The 15,314-nt window shown below is 67.1% G+C and carries 11 protein-coding genes and 1 tRNA gene; 4 read left to right on the forward strand and 8 right to left on the reverse strand.

What is annotated here, in order from left to right; all coding sequences use genetic code 11:
• Positions 1-21 precede the first annotated feature (21 nt).
• The 5 genes from OG225_RS34565 to OG225_RS34585 form a co-directional block, all read right to left on the reverse strand.
• A complete protein-coding gene (locus tag OG225_RS34565) occupies positions 22-1,488 on the reverse strand; it encodes a penicillin-binding protein 2 (protein ID WP_216911478.1) in 1,467 nt (488 codons plus the stop codon).
• Positions 1,485-2,960, reverse strand: a complete 1,476-nt coding sequence (locus tag OG225_RS34570) for an FtsW/RodA/SpoVE family cell cycle protein (protein WP_405178981.1) — start codon at positions 2,958-2,960, stop codon at positions 1,485-1,487. Before OG225_RS34570 ends, OG225_RS34565 begins: the two co-directional genes overlap by 4 nt.
• Positions 2,960-4,513 carry a PP2C family protein-serine/threonine phosphatase gene (locus OG225_RS34575; protein ID WP_405178982.1) on the reverse strand — a complete coding sequence of 518 codons (1,554 nt, stop codon included), beginning with the start codon at positions 4,511-4,513 and terminating at the stop codon, positions 2,960-2,962. Before OG225_RS34575 ends, OG225_RS34570 begins: the two co-directional genes overlap by 1 nt.
• Positions 4,510-4,977 carry an FHA domain-containing protein gene (locus OG225_RS34580; RefSeq protein WP_109522935.1) on the reverse strand — a complete coding sequence of 156 codons (468 nt, stop codon included), beginning with the start codon at positions 4,975-4,977 and terminating at the stop codon, positions 4,510-4,512. The genes OG225_RS34575 and OG225_RS34580 overlap by 4 nt, the downstream gene beginning before the upstream one ends.
• 220 nt (positions 4,978-5,197) lie before the next feature.
• The gene (locus OG225_RS34585; protein WP_216915325.1) at positions 5,198-6,655 is read right to left on the reverse strand and encodes an FhaA domain-containing protein; all 1,458 of its coding nucleotides are present in this window, start codon (positions 6,653-6,655) and stop codon (positions 5,198-5,200) included.
• Positions 6,656-6,902: 247 nt separating this feature from the next.
• Between OG225_RS34585 and OG225_RS34590 the strand changes: the two genes are divergently transcribed.
• Both OG225_RS34590 and OG225_RS34595 read left to right on the forward strand, forming a co-directional pair.
• Positions 6,903-6,985: transfer RNA gene (locus OG225_RS34590), tRNA-Leu, on the forward strand.
• A gap of 112 nt (positions 6,986-7,097) precedes the next feature.
• On the forward strand, positions 7,098-7,865 hold the full coding sequence (locus OG225_RS34595) for an SDR family NAD(P)-dependent oxidoreductase (RefSeq protein WP_216915323.1): 768 nt from the start codon (positions 7,098-7,100) through the stop codon (positions 7,863-7,865).
• On the opposite strand, the gene OG225_RS34600 is transcribed toward OG225_RS34595, so the two are convergent.
• Positions 7,866-8,504 carry a class I SAM-dependent methyltransferase gene (locus OG225_RS34600; RefSeq protein WP_405178983.1) on the reverse strand — a complete coding sequence of 213 codons (639 nt, stop codon included), beginning with the start codon at positions 8,502-8,504 and terminating at the stop codon, positions 7,866-7,868.
• 141 nt (positions 8,505-8,645) lie between these two features.
• Here OG225_RS34600 and OG225_RS34605 point away from each other — a divergent pair, with 141 nt between their 5' ends.
• Positions 8,646-10,058: a hypothetical protein gene (locus tag OG225_RS34605; RefSeq protein ID WP_405178984.1), complete on the forward strand. Its 1,413-nt coding sequence runs from the start codon at positions 8,646-8,648 to the stop codon at positions 10,056-10,058.
• Between the two features lie 461 nt (positions 10,059-10,519).
• Here the strand turns inward: OG225_RS34605 and OG225_RS34610 are convergent, their stop codons facing one another.
• On the reverse strand, positions 10,520-11,188 hold the full coding sequence (locus OG225_RS34610; protein WP_405178985.1) for a TetR/AcrR family transcriptional regulator: 669 nt from the start codon (positions 11,186-11,188) through the stop codon (positions 10,520-10,522).
• A 90-nt stretch (positions 11,189-11,278) separates the two neighbouring features.
• On the opposite strand from OG225_RS34610, the gene OG225_RS34615 reads away from it, so the two are divergent.
• Positions 11,279-13,444, forward strand: a complete 2,166-nt coding sequence (locus OG225_RS34615; protein ID WP_405178986.1) for an MMPL family transporter — start codon at positions 11,279-11,281, stop codon at positions 13,442-13,444.
• A gap of 754 nt (positions 13,445-14,198) precedes the next feature.
• Here OG225_RS34615 and OG225_RS34620 read toward each other — a convergent pair.
• Positions 14,199-15,287: a stage II sporulation protein M gene (locus tag OG225_RS34620; RefSeq protein WP_405178987.1), complete on the reverse strand. Its 1,089-nt coding sequence runs from the start codon at positions 15,285-15,287 to the stop codon at positions 14,199-14,201.
• Between the last annotated feature and the right edge of the window lie 27 nt (positions 15,288-15,314).

The following is a 15,314-nucleotide window of genomic DNA, read 5'->3' on the forward strand; positions in this document are numbered from 1 at the left end:
CCTCTCGTACGTTCATATCGTTCAGCCCCCCTGGAGACCGGCGTCGAGCACGGCACGGGCGATCGGCGCCGCCACCGACCCACCGGTGGCGGCCAGAGCCCGGTCGCCACCGTCCTCCACGATGACCGCGATGGCGATCTTCGGGTTCTGGGCGGGAGCGAACGCGATGTACCAGGCGTGCGGCGGGGTGGAGCGCGGGTTCTCGCCGTGTTCGGCGGTACCCGTCTTGGATGCGATCGTGTAGCCGGAGCGCCCGCCGCCCACGGTGTTCTTCTCCGACGCCACCATCATGGTGGTCAGCTGAGAGGCGACCTGGGCGCTGACCGCCTGACCCACCGAGACGGGTTTGGTCTTGGACAACTCGCTCAGATCGGGTCCCTGCAACTGGTCGACGAGATAGGGCTGCATCCGCACGCCACCGTTGGCGACCGTCGCCGCGATGACCGCGTTGTCCAGCGGGGTGAGTGCCACATCGCGCTGGCCGATGCTGCTCTGCCCGAGCGCGGCGTTGTCGGAGATGCTGCCGACCGTACTCTCGGCTACGGGGATGGGAATACCCCCGTGGGGTCCGATGCCGAAGGCCGCGGCCTCGTCCTCGAGGTTGGCGGCGCCGACGCGCAATCCGAGTTCGACGAAGGCGGTGTTGCAGGACAGCCGGAACGCCTCGGTGAGCGACGCGGTGGGACCGCTGCCGCAGCTGGAACCGTTGTAGTTCTCCAGCGTGGTCGTGGTGTCGGGCAGGGTGATCGTCGGCGCGGCGGTGAACTGGTCGTCCGGGGTGGCGACGCGGTTGGCGAGCGCGGCGGCCGTGACCACCACCTTGAACGTGGAGCCGGGTGGGTAGGTGCGTGAGATGGCGCGGTTGAGCATCGGCTGGTCCGGATCGCTGGAGAGGCGGTCCCAGGCTTCCGTCGTCGCCGCGCCGTCGTGGCCGGCCAGCTCGTTGGGGTCGTAGCTCGGCGTGGAGACCATGGTGAGGATCTTGCCGGTACTCGGCTCGATCGCCACGACCGAGCCGGTGAAACCCTTCGCGGTCAGCTGGTCGTAGGCCACTTTCTGCATGACCGGGTCGAGCGTGGTCAGCACATTGCCGCCGCGCGGATCGCGGCCGGAGACCATATCGATCAGACGCTGGCCGAACAGTTGACTGTCCGACCCGTTGAGCACCGAATCCTCGGCTTTCTCCAAGCCGGTGCTGCCGTTCTGGATCGAGTAGAAGCCGGTGGCGGGGGCGTAGGCGGAGGGATCGGTCGGGTACGTGCGCAGGTACTTGTAGCGGTCGTCGGTGGCGACCGAACTGGCGAGCACGGTGCCGCGCGCCGATATCTGTCCGCGCTGGCGGGCGTACTCATCGAGCAGGATGCGCGAATTGCGTGGGTCGTTGCGGTAGTGGTCGGCCTGGACGACCTGGATGATCGTGGCGTTGACCAGCAGCGCGACGATCATCACCATCACCGCGACCGCGACTCGTCGTAGCGGAGTGTTCATTCCTGTGGCCTCGTCTCCGAGCGACGCAAGAGCTCTGTCGTGGCTTCGGCGATGGGGGCGACCGGGTCCTTCTTTCGGGCGGGTGCGGGCGCGCGGGCGGCGTCGGACACCTTGATCAGCAAGGCGAGCAGTGCGTAGTTGGCCAGCAGCGACGACCCACCGTAGGACATGAAGGGCGTGGTCAGGCCGGTCAGCGGAATCAGTTTGGTCACACCGCCGACGACCACGAACAGCTGGATCGCGATGGTGAACGAGAGCCCGGCGGCGAGCAGTTTGCCGAAGCTGTCGCGTACCGCGATGGCGGTGCGCAGGCCACGCAGGATGAGAACAAGGAACAGGATCAGCACGGCGGTCAGCCCGATCAGGCCGAGTTCCTCGCCGATGGTGGTGATGATGAAGTCGGTGTTGGCGAAGGGGACCTGATTCGGTCGCCCGCTGCCGAGGCCGGTGCCTGCGAGACCGCCGGTCGCGAGCCCGAACAGCGACTGGGAGAGCTGATAACCGGTGTTGTGGTAGTCGGCGAACGGATCGAGCCAGGTATCGGTGCGCACCCTGACGTGGGAGAAGGATTTGTAGGCGAAGACGAATCCGATGGCGAGTAGTCCGCCGCCGATGATCAGCCAGCCCACCCGCTCGGTCGCGATGTAGAGCATCACGAGCACGGTGCTGAAGATCAGCAGCGAGGTGCCGAGATCCTTCTCGAAGACCAGCACGGCGATGCACACGAGCCACACCGCGAGGATCGGGCCCAGATCACGGCCGCGCGGGAAATCCATGCCGAGCATATGTCTGCCCGCGGTGGTGAACAGATCACGCTTGGCCACGAGCACCGAGGCGAAGAAGATGATGAGCAGGATCTTCGCGAACTCACCCGGCTGCACGCTGAAACCGGGCAGCCTGATCCAGATCTTGGAGCCGTTGGTCTGGGAGAAGCGGTCGGGCAGCAGAGCCGGAATCATCAGGGCGACAAGGCCGATCAGCCCGAGGGTGTAGCTGTAGCGGGCGAGGGTCCGGTAATCGCGCAGCACGATGAGCACCACGACGAAGACCACCATGCCGAGCCCGGTCCACATGATCTGCTGATTGGCGTCGGGGGAGGGGACCGGCACCGAGTTGTATTCGGCGTTCTGCGCCGCTCCGAGATCGAGCCGGTGGATCAGCACGAGGCCGAGTCCGTTGAGAACGGCGACAACCGGGAGCAGCAGCGGATCGGCGAACGGCGCGAAACGCCGGACCGCGAGATGCGCCACCGCGAACAGGCCGAGGAATGCCAGTCCGTATTTGGCGATATCCCACGTGACCGATTGTTCCTGACTCGCTTCGACCAGGAACAGGGAGACCGTGGTCAGCAACGCGGCGAAGGCCAGCAGCAGCAGTTCGGCGTTGCGTCGCGTCGACGGTGGTGGCGCGGGAGCGAATCCGCCGGGCGGACTGGGAAAGGCCCCAGCGGACGGCGGTGCGGGTGCGGACATCAGTCCGTCACCCGGCAGTTCTCCCCCGCGATCTGGGGGTTCGGCGACGCGGTCGACGTCGGCGCGGTGGTTTCCACCTTCGTCGGTGTCTTGACGTCGGTTCCCCGGTTGTCACCGGCGTCGGGCGCGGTCGGCGTATCCGCCGGGTTGGCCGCGGGCGGTGTGTCGGTCGGCGCGGGCGGCGCTTCGGGCGCGGGCGGCTGGGCCGGATCGTTGGGCACCACACCGGGCTGGGCGGGCTGGGCGGGCGGGGTGGTCGGCTGGGCGGGCTTGGGCTGTTCCTTCGGCGGGCACGGCGGCAGCAGTTCCTGCTGGGCGAGCAGTCGCATCTGATCCTCGGCCTTGCCGAGCGAACCCGGCGGCAGACCCTTCACGACCTGATCGCGCCCGGTCTGCTTGAGGTCGTTGACCCGCAACGTCTTACACGACGCGGGCAGGTCGGTTCCGGCCTGGAGCATGGTGAGGTCACCGGATTTGTTGACGCAGCCGACGGTGTCGACCTCGTGGATCGAGTACCCGAGAATCGAACCGGGTAGCCCGCGCATGATCACGACCTGGCCGTTGTCCGCGCCGACGTAATAGTTGCCGCGAATCATCTTGTAGCCGACGACGAGTCCGATGCCGACCGCGAGTACCAGCGCCACCGCGAGCATGATCCAGCGCAGCCGGTGGGATTTACCCGGCGCGGGTGGTTCCGGTGTCGCGGCGGCGCGGCGCGGCGGCGTCGCCCTCGGCGGGCGCATCGCCGCGGCACGGCCCGCCGAGGTGTTCGGCGGCGGTGAGTCGTCGTCCTGGCCGGAGGCGGCGCCCGCCACGATGGGATGGCTCTGGCCGTAGTCCAGATCGATGACGTCGGCCACGACCACGGTGACGTTGTCCGGGCCACCGCTGCGCAGTGCCAGCTCGATGAGCCGGTCCGCGCATTCGTCGGTGCTGCCCTCGCGCATGGTGTTGGCGATCGTCTCGTCGCTGACCACGTCGGAAAGGCCGTCGGAGCACAGCAGATAGCGGTCGCCCGGCCACGCCTCGCGCATGATGAGCGTAGGCTCGATCTCGTTGCCGGTCAGCGCCCGCATGATCAGCGAACGCTGCGGATGGGTGTGCGCCTGCTCGGGTGTGATCCTTCCCTCATCGACCAGGGACTGCACGAACGTGTCGTCCCGGGTGATCTGGGTGAGTTCACCGCCGCGTAGCAGATACGCGCGTGAGTCGCCGATATGCACGAGGCCGAGTTTGCGACCCGCGAACAGGATGGCCGTGAGCGTGGTGCCCATGCCGTCGAGTTCGGGTTCTTCCTCGACCTGGTCGGCGATCGCGGCATTGCCCTCGTGGGTGGCCGCGTCGAGTTTGCCGAGCAGATCGTCGCCGGGTTCGTCGTCGTCGAGATGGGCGAGCGCGGCGATCATCAGCTGGGATGCCACCTCGCCCGCGGCGTGGCCGCCCATACCGTCGGCGAGTGCGAGCAGCCGTGCGCCCGCGTAGACGGAATCCTCGTTGTTACCTCGGACGAGACCGCGGTCGCTACGCGCTGCGTAGCGGAGAACAAGTGTCACGGTCGCAGCTCGATCACTGTTTTGCCGACACGAACTGGTGTGCCGAGGGGAACACGGACTGCGGTGGTCACCTTCGCGCGGTCGAGGTACGTGCCGTTCGTCGAGCCGAGATCTTCGACGTACCAATCGTCACCACGCGGGGAGAGTCGCGCATGCCTGGTGGAGGCGTAATCATCGGTGAGCACCAGCGTTGAATCGTCCGCACGACCGATCAGCACCGGTTGGGTGCCGAGGGTGATGCGGGTGCCGGCGAGTGAACCTTGAGTCACCACAAGATATTTGGCGCCCTTCTGGCCTCGGCTGAAGGAAGGCAGCACTGCGGAACCGCGTGCGGCCCTTGGCTGTATCCGAACACCGGATGCCGCGTAGATGTCGCTGCGCAAAGTTCGCATGACCGCCCATACGAACAGCCACAACAACAGCAGGAACCCCGCACGGGTCAATTGCAGGATCAATCCCTGCACGGCGTTCCACCTCCTGTTCGACCGTGTGTACGTCGGTGCCGTAGGTGCGGTTCGACCCACCCCCACAAGCCTGCTGGTCTTGCCCGGCCCCGAAGTGGCGCCGTGCGTGTTGGCAGCATCATAGGGCCGTCAGTCGATTCCGATCACGATACGACCGCAGAACCCCTGATTACCATTCAGAAGCGCGGCATAGCGTGACTGCACCGGCGAGCTTACGGGATCACACGATACGGATCAGGATCTCGGAATGCCCGGCGCGGATCACATCGCCGTCGGCTAGTTGCCAATCCTGGACCGGGGAACCGTTCACGAGGGTGCCGTTGGTCGAGCCGAGATCCGACAGCATGGCCGTCTGGCCGTCCCACCTGACCTCGATGTGGCGACGCGAGACGCCGGTGTCGGGCAGGCGGAAATGCGCGTCCTGACCGCGGCCGATGATGTTGCTGCCCTCGCGCAACTGGTAGGTGCGGCCGGAGCCGTCGTCCAGTTGCAGGGTCGCCGAATAGCCCGAACCGGCCTGTGCGCCACCGCCGTACGCGGGGGGCGTGGCAGCGGGCGCGGCATAACCGGGCTGCGCGCCGTAGCCGGGCTGTTGCGAGTAGGCCTGGCCGTAGCCCGCCTGCTCCTCCTGGCCGTAGCCCGCCTGCTCGGAATAGGTCTGGTCACCGTAGGCGGGTTCGGCGTAGCCCTGCTGGCCGTAGCTCTGCTGCGCGTAGCCGGGCTGACCGTAGCCGGGATCGCCGTACCCCTGGTCGGCGTAGCCCTGCTGCTGGCCGTAGCCGCTCTGGCCGTAACCCGGTTCGCCGTAGCCGGGCTGCTGACCGTAACCGGGATCCTGGTAGCCGGGCTGCTGACCGTAACCCGGTTCGCCGTACCCTTGCTGGCCGTAGCCGGGCTGCTGGCCGCCGCGCTCGGCGGCCCGATCCCCGTAGCCGGGCTGCTGGCCGTAACCGGGTTCCTGGTACGCCTGCTGGCCGTAGCCCGCCTGACCGGCCTGGCCACCCTGCTGGTAGTCGTAGCCGTTCTGGTAATCGCCGTATCCCTGCTGCGACTCCGGAGCCTGGTAGTCCGCGCCGCTGTACGGTGCGGCGCCTCGGCCGTAGTCCTCGTGATACGCACCGTTCTGCGGACCGGGCCGCCCCGCCGGCGGCGGCGCGTACCCGCGGCTGCGTGGATCGGACTCCGCGGGCTCACGACTCGGGTCGTAGCCAGAGTTCTGCGTCATGGGGCCAGCTCCTGGTTGCGGGTGTGCAGGTCGTTGTGGCGGGGGTTCGGGGCTGTCGGCCTTGCCGGCTCCGCGACCGGCGTCGGGATCGACGCGGCCGCTGGCCCTGAACTGTCCGGTGTGCAGCGTAGGTGATGCCTCGAACGCTACGTGTACTTCGCCATAGGTCTGCCACCCTTGATCGCGGATGTAGTCCTGGAGATGTTTGGCGAACGCGCGGGTCGTGAGGTCGTGATCGGCATCGAGTTGCGCATGATCGGAAGAGTTGATCGTGATCACATAACTGTTGGGCGCGAGCAGATGCCCGCCGCCCACGTCCTGGATGTGATCGGTGGCCTCACGCTGCAGCGCTGCCTCGACTTCCCGGGGAACCACGCTGCCGCCGAAGGCGCGGGCGAATACGTCGTCGACGGTACCCCTCAGGCGACGCTCGAACCGTGAAACGATGCCCATCCCGGCCTCCCTTCGCTGTCCGTCTACCCGAGTCTCTACTCAATTCATAACAACGACACGCGCGTATGGCGTGTCGTGTGTCGACCACGTTCATTGCATGATATCCACGATCGTCCACACCTGTAACTCCCGGAAACCCCAGTAGGTTCCCCGTGTCGTCGGTGGACGTCACAAGCCCCGCCGCACCGCTGGTCAGGGGGCGATTTCGTAAACCGTATCGCCCCGTGATAAGTTCTTCCAGTCGCTCGGGCGAGTGGCGGAATGGCAGACGCGCTGGCTTCAGGTGCCAGTGTCCTTCGGGACGTGGGGGTTCAAGTCCCCCTTCGCCCACTCCACTCGATAGAAGGCCCATGCTCACGGAGCATGGGCCTTTTCTCGTTTCGTCATCGATGTGGATGCGAAAATCGTTGCTTCGGGATGAGAACCTGTTCTAATTTTGGGCATGCGCAGATATGAGGGTCGCCGAGTTCTCGTCACTGGAGCCGGGTCGGGTATCGGGCAGGGGATCGCCCTGCGGCTGCTCGACGAGGGGGCACAACTGGTCGCCGCCGACATCGATGCGGCCGGGCTGGCGGTGACGGCGGACAAGGCCGGTGATGTCGGTGACCGGTTGCGGACGGTGGAGGTGAATATCGCCGATCCGGTATCGGTGGCGGCGGCGACGGGGGACGCGCTGGAATTCCTCGGTGGGCTCGATGTGCTCGTGAACGCGGCGGGCATCCTGCGGCCCGCGCGGACCCACGAGATGCCGCTCGAGGTGTGGAACCAGGTCATCACGGTCAATCTGACCGGTACCTTCCTCGTCACCCAGAGCGCGTTGCCCGCACTGGTCGACTCGGGGCACGGCGTCGTGGTGAATCTGTCGTCGACGGCGGCGTTCCAGGCCGCGCCGTACCTCGCGGCGTACGCGGCGTCCAAGGGCGGGGTGAACTCGTTCACGCACGCGATCGCCCTCGAGTACGCCAAGCAGGGGCTGCGCGCGGTGAATATCGTGCCGGCGGGAATCACGAGCGGGATCACCACCACGTCGATCCTCGATCAGCCCGAGGGTGTCGACTACAGCCTGTTCGCCCGGCTGACCGGTTGGCTCAACGGCGGCGCGCTCGGCAGTCCGGAGGATATCGCCGGTGTCGTGGCGATGGTCGCCTCGGAGGACGGTCGCTATATCACCGGCACCGAGATCCGAGTCGACGGCGGCGCGCTGATGTGATCAGCGCGGTCGTGCGACGAGCAGGTGGTGCGGGATCGGCCGGTTCTCCAGCGGCCGGTGCTCGACCGAACAACCCGCCTGCTCGAGTGTCGCGATCACCTCGGACACCGGCCGCAGCGTGAATCCGTACGCGGTGAACGGCATCTTCGCCATCGCGTCCGGATCGCCGATGCCGACCACGACGCGCCCGCCGGGACGTACGACGCGGACGAGTTCGGCACAGGCCGCGGTCAGGTCGGCGACGAAGTAGACGGTGTTGACGGTGATGGCCGCGTCCAGGCTGTCGTCGGCGAGAGGCAGTGCGGTGAGCGAGCCGTTGTCGAGCAGCAGGTGTCCGGCGGCGATCTCGCGAGCGAAACCGGATCGGGCCCTGGCGAGCATATCGGCGGAGATCTCCAGGCCGTGCACGGTTCCGACGCCGCCGAGCCGGGCCAGCAGCAGTTCGAGTCCGATACCACCGCCGAAGCCGATATCGGCGACGGTCGCGCCCGGCGTCACGGCGGTGGCCTCGACCGCGCCTTCGATGGCCTTTCGATTACCCCGGTTGAGGAATCCGGCGACGCCCTTGCCGAGGACGCCGTGCGGTTTGCCCAATTGGCCCGCCACGGTGGACAGGATGCGATCACGGAATCCGCTCATGAATGCCAGCCTAGACAGCGGCACGCGCGGTCCGGGGCCGAGCTCGGCCGGTTCGACGCGGTCCCCTCGTGCGGTATCACGTCTCGAATATTGTTGCCGCGCACCTCGAAGCGCGGGTGTCACCGACGAAAGCGGAGTGCAATGCGATCACCATTGATACTGCTCGCCGCGGGTGTCCTGGCGTTGTCGGCCGCTGGTTCGGCGCAGGCGACACCGTGGGGACCGCTCGCGCCGCCGAACCCCCATCTGGGTCCGGTCGGCACGTCGACCATGCACGGTGACGCTGGTTCCTCGGACGCGACGCCGCTGGCCGGTCCCGGTCCCGGGCCACTCGCGGTATCGGCCTATCCGCTGGCCTCGGCCTGTCCCACGCTGTTGCAGGGGGCCGACGGTCTGGTGGTGGCGCTGTGCACCTCGATCGCCGGGCAGCGCCCGACGGTGCACCTGCTCGATCCGGAGGTGCGAGGGCCGATCGGATATTCGCTCGCCGCACTGGAATTGGCCAAGGGCAGTCTGCTCGGCGGCGTCTACGCCTATCTCGACGACGCCGACCGATTGGTGGCGGTGGACGGCAACCGCGCCCTCGTGCGTGTGGCGCATACCGGGGACGCCGATGGCCGGTGGACGCTGACCATCGACGACACCGTCGATCTGAGCGCGGCGATTCCCGTGGGCGACAACGTGACCGGGCTGGTTCCCGATCGGTCGGGCAATGTGTGGTTCGCCACCGGCAAGGGCGTGGTCGGCCTGGTGACGCCCGCGGGCGCGACCGCGACGCTCACCCTGCCCGCCGGGGAGGAGGTCGCGAACAGCATTTCCTCGGCGCCGAGCGGGCGCGTCGCGGTGGCGACCACCCACGCCCTCTACGAGTTTCGCGCCGATGCCGCCGGACGACCCGAACAGCTGTGGCGCGCCGCCTACGATCGTGGCACAGCGCGTAAACCGGGCCAGTTGAGTTGGGGGACCGGATCGACGCCGACCTACTTCGGACCGGAGACCGGCGCGGAGTACCTGACCATCGTCGACAATGCCGACGGCCCGGTGAAGGTACTGATATTCCGTTCGGGAACAGGGGAATCGGTATGTTCGCGGCCGGTGCTCACCGAAGGCGGCGCGGGCAGCGAGAATTCGCCGATCGGCATCGGACGTTCGGTATTCGTCGCGAGCACATACGGTTACCCCTATCCGGCGGTGCCGGAGGGCGCCGGGCCCGCGGTACCCGCTGTCGCGCCGTTCGCCGGTGGCATGACACGGGTCGACGTGGACGAGCGCGGCTGCCACACGGTCTGGGAGAACTCGGTGCGCAGCGCCGCCGTACCGCACCTGTCGATCACGGACGGTCGGCTCTACACGGTGACGCGGGTCGGACCGCAAGTGACGACCCCGCTCGACGGATACACCTTCACCGTCATCGATCCCGCGACCGGCGCGGTGCGTTCGGAGAGTCCGCTGCCGGGCACGATCGTCGACGATCCGCTACAGACATCGGCGCTGATCGCGACCGGCGGCCGGGTTTTCCAGGGCACGATCACCGGAATCCTGCGCATCGCCTGAACCCCCCGCACCCCTGTGGATATCCGGGGTATTTCTGTGGATAACTCTGAACGCCCGGGCGAGCCTGTGGTCAGCTGTGGACAACTCGGCACCCCCCGACGAAAGTCGCTGCGGCCGAGGTGCAGTGCACAATTCAGAGCATCGAAATATGTGAAGTTGAACAAATCGCCAGCTAGAGGTGGTTTCTCGAACCCGTGACGAGTCTTGGACATCGGCCCGGCCCGCACCGCGAAAATTCGGATCGTGAGCCACGAGTGACCTTTCCGTGACCCTCATCCTCGCCTATAGGGTTATGCACAGGGGCCTATGCATAGCCCCTGAACGCCCCTGACCAGCCCCCTCCGGTTCGCGGCCGTCTCGCGTGCGAGCGGTCGAAGCGCATGCGCCGAAGGCGCGAGTCTCGACCGCTCGCACGCGAGACAAAAGGGGCCGCGAACCCCCCGCGCCCGCGCGGCAAAATCTCAGTACTCGCCCGCTCGGGGCCCGGTCGCCAGTCCGATACGCACCATCGAGAGGGTCCGAGCGATCACGGCTTCGCGAGCCCCGGCATCCAGATCTCCCATCGCGCCTTCGATGATCAGCGACGCCAGTCCGTGTACGGCGGCCCACGCGGCGACCTCGGCGTCGGGGCGATGCGCCGGATCGGTGTAGCCGATGGCGACCAGCTCGTCGAGTAGGGCGGAGAGCAGGTCGAAGGCGGGTGAATTCCACTCGCCGGGATCGGCGGTATCGCTGCCGCAGAAGGCCGTTCGGAACAGACCCGGTTCGCGCAACGCGAAGGTGATGTAGCCGCGGCCGATCGCGATGAGCCTGCCGACCGCGTCCGATTCGGGGTCGATCGCGGCCACGGTTTCGGTCATCGCCGTGAACAGGCTCTGCTGGGCCTGTTCGTGTGCCGCGTGCAGCAGCTGATCGTGATTGGTGAAATGCCGGTAGGCGGCGGTCGGAGTCACGCCGACCCGCCGTGCCGCCGCCCGCACGGTCACGGCTTCCGGTCCACCGTTCTCGGCGAGTTCGGCGGCGGCAAGCACCAGCGCGTTGCGGAGGTCGCCGTGGTGATAGCGACCGTCGCGGGCAGGCTTCGCGCTGGTCTGCGTGTCTTTCCTCGGGGCGGCTCCGGTAGGTGTCATCACTTCGATGTTGACACCCATGCACATCAGGTGGCAAGTTAACACCCACAAAGTTTACAGGCGATCACATCCCGATCGGGGAGGCCAGACATGTTCGAACAACTCGGCAGATTCGTAGTCCGCCGAGCACGCTTGATACTGATCGTCAGCGTGCTAGCGCTCATCGCGGGCGGCGTGGTCGGTGCCACCGCGTTCGGCAAGATGCAGTCGGCGGGGCAGGACGACCCCAATGCCGAATCCAGCCTCGCCGCCGACCGGCTGACCGACGAGTTCGGCGCCGACACCGACTACGTCTTCCTGATCCGCGCCGAGCAGGGGTCGGTCGATTCCGGCGCGGCCGGCGATTTCGGCCGGGATCTGGCACGGAGGCTGGCGGGTGACGACCGGCTCACCAACGTCGTCTCGTACTGGGACACCGGATCGCCCGCCATGCGTTCCACCGACGGCACCGCCGCGGTGGTGCTCGCGGGCAATGTCGAGACCGATCCGGGCAAGCAGGACAAGATCGCCGAGGCGATCATCGACGAGTACGGCGCCGATGGGCCCGCCGCCACGGTGCGGATCGGCGGCCTCTCCGCGACGTTCAGCGCGGTCGGCGCGCAGATCGGCAAGGATCTCGGCCTGGCCGAGGGCATCGCGGTGCCGTTGATCATGGTGCTGCTGGTGCTGGCCTTCGGCAATGCGGTCGCCGCCCTGCTCACCCTGGTCGTCGGCGGTATCGCGATTCTGGGGACATTCACCGAACTGGCGATTCTCGGATCCGTCACCGACGTGTCGATCTACGCGGTCAACCTGACGACCGCGCTCGGGCTCGGCCTCGCGGTCGACTACGGCCTGCTCATGGTCAGCCGGTTCAGGGAACGGCGCGCGGCGGGGGAGACACCGCAGGATTCGATCGCCGGTGCGGTCGCCACCGCGGGCCGGACCATCGCGTTCAGCGCGGCGACGGTCATGGCGGCACTGTCGTCGCTGGTGATCTTCCCGCAGTATTTCCTGCGCTCGTTCGCCTACGCGGGTATCGGGGTCGTCGCCATCGCCGCGACGGCCGCGGTGATCACCCTGCCCGCGTTGATCTCGGTACTCGGCGTGCGCGCCGAGGCGTGGAAGGTGCCCGGCGTCCGGGGCATCCGCGGTGAGGCGACGCCGTTCTGGGCGAATGTGGCCGGTTTCGCGATGCGCAGGCCCGCGCTGGCCGGGATTCCCGTGGTCGCGGTTCTGCTGCTGGCCGCAGCCCCGCTGCTGGGGGTCCAGTTCGGCACCCCCGACGATCGGGTGCTGCCGACCAGCCTCGAGGTCCGGCAGGTCGGCGACGCGATGCGCACGGAATTCGGCGGCGGCGACGCGAACGCGCTGTCGGTGGTGACCACCTCCGGCATCGCGGCGGGACCGGTGTCCGAATACGCCCGCGCGCTGTCGCGAGTCGACCATGTCACCCAGGTCGATTCCAGCGCGGGCACTTTCGTCGCGGGGGAACAGCGCGGCACCTCGCCCGCCGACGCCAGGTTCGCCCGGCCCGATGCCCAGCGGCTGACGGTGCTGACGGATCTGGATCGCAATTCCACCGAAGCGAGGGATCTGGTCGACCGGGTTCGGGCGGTGCCCGCGCCCGATGGGACGCGCACGCTGGTCGGCGGCGAGGTCGCGGGATTGCGCGACAGCCTGTCCTCGATCGGTGACCGGCTGCCGATCGTGCTCGGCTGGATCCTGTTGACGACCTTCGTCCTGCTGTTCCTGTTCACCGGCAGCATCGTGCAACCGCTGCGCGCGCTGCTGTCGAACGCGCTGAGCCTGGCCGCCACCCTGGGGCTGATGGTTTTCGTCTTCCAGGATGGGCATCTGTCCGGACTGCTGGGATTCACCCCGGCTCCGCTGGATGTGTCGATGCTGCTGCTGTTGTTCTGCATCACCTTCGGGCTCTCCATGGATTACGAGGTGTTCGTGATCAGCCGGATCAAGGAAATGCACGATCGCGGCGCCTCGACGGTGGAAGCGGTGACCGAGGGGTTGGCCCGCACCGGCCGGCTCGTCACCACGGCCGCCGCGCTGATCTCGATCAGCTTCCTCGCCTTCGTCATCAGTGATGTTCGGTTCATCCAGTTCTTCGGGCTCGGCGCCGGGCTGGCCATCCTGATCGACGCGACGCTGGTGCGCGGCGTGCTGGTCCCGGTGACGATGCGGCTCCTCGGCCGGGCGGCGTGGTTCGCGCCGCAGCCGTTGCGTGCTGTGCACTCGCGTCTCGGCCTCGCCGAAGCCTGATCCGATACGTGAGGGGCGCTCGCCCCGGTGTGGTTTTCCGAACCCGCCGGCGAGCGCCTCTTTGCGGTCGCGAACAGGCGTTTCGGCCGCCGAATATGTCCCGTCGGCCGTGATGTATGCGCCGGTGAGGCGAAGATCACACGGCCTGCCGTAGTTGCCATTACGGTGCTGATCGGGCTCGCTCGGGGCGCGCGCGAGGTGACACTTCCGGCTCTGGTTATTTCCGATCTTGACCCCATAGGGGTTCGTTGATTGCCAGGGTGACGGGGCGTCTGCCTGGTTAATTACCCAGTAAACAAACCTGAAGTCGCTTTCCGTTCACTCAACGTCCAGCTATCCGGTCTAATATCAGCAAACTACCTGGTAGACGCACTTCGAGGATTGCATACCGAGTATCTCCGGGAACCTCCGCAAATCGCCTCGGATGCGCTCGCGACTCCCGAAAACGCCTTCGGCGCCGCGGTCGGAAAAGGTCACGCCTCGGCGCGGAAATGGTCCCGAAATGGCACGGAAATATCAGCTGCGAGGTAGCTGGATAGATGAAATATCTCGTGTTCGAACAGGGTTGCTGGCGTGCTGCTTTATACGCCGAACCCCCGTGAACAGGGTTGCGCCGCCATAACGATTGTGTAGAGTTGACGGTAACGCTGACCGCAGCTGAGCTCGACTCGCTGCGGTCAGCGGAACTCAAATGGGGGATCTCGACACCGCTTTGTAACCCAGCGTTGCTGTCGATTACCCGAACCCACTCAGCCTAACGTGTGCTCGGTGTTGTCTGCGATACGACCGCCGCTGTTTCCCCGCTCTTCACGTGCGTGACACGGGATGCACCGCTGTCGATCGCGTTGACGTAGAGGGCCCCGCTGTCGAAACTCGCCAGGTCGGCGTGCTCGCCGTCCTCCTCGCGCGCGGCGGCCCCGCCGACCCCGAACACGTAGTACAGGAACAGCGCCTCGGCCGTGAAACCGATCGCGATGCGCACCGCGACCGGCAGACCGCTCGGCGTCACGAAACCCTCCAGCAGGCCGGAGACGAACAGCACCCCGACCAGGCCGAGCGCGATCGTGGCCGTGGCCCTGCCCTGCCTGGCCACGGCCTCCAACCTGCTCAGGCGGCCCGGATCGATGAGTGTCCAGCCGAGTTTGATGCCCGCGCCGCCCGCGACGAAAACCGCGGTCAGCTCCAGGGTTCCGTGCGGCAGGATGAACCCGAAGAACGCATCGAGCCGACCCGCCTCGGCCATCAGCGCGGCCGTGATCCCGACATTGAGCGCGTTCATGAACAGCAGGTACAGCACGGGCAGGATCAGTACGCCCGTGAAGAGGGCGATCGCGGCGACCCACGCGTTGTTCGTCCACACCTGCGCGGCGAAGGCGTCGTTCGGATGTTCGGTGTAATAGGTCTCGAATTGGCCGCCGGGGGCGGTGAGATCGTCGTTGTCGGTCGGGATGCCGAAAAGCTCGCGCGCGTTGCCCGAACCCTGGATCCAGATCGCGAGCCAGGTCGACACCGCGACGAACAACGCCGCCGTCGCGGCCCACCAGCGCCAGGACCGGTACAGGGCGACCGGGAAGCTGTGGGTGAGGAAATGCCCGATCTCCGCCCACACCCCGGTTCCGGTGCCGAGAACCCGGCCGCGCGCGCGGGTGAGTACGGCACTGAGCCCGGCGATGAGTTGTGGATCGGGGCTGTGCGACTGCAACCGCGCCAACTGCTGGGAGGTGCGCCGGTAGAGCACGATCAATTCGTCGGCTTCGGGGCCGCTCAGCTTGCGCTGTTTGGCCAGATGATCCAGCCGCTCCCAGGACCGCCGGTGTGCCAAGCTGTACGCGTCCACGTCCATTCGGTTGCCTCCCTGACCGCCGGTCGA

The sequence above is a fragment of the Nocardia sp. NBC_01377 genome, assembly GCF_045040005.1.
GTDB classification, from domain to species: Bacteria; Actinomycetota; Actinomycetes; order Mycobacteriales; family Mycobacteriaceae; genus Nocardia; species Nocardia noduli.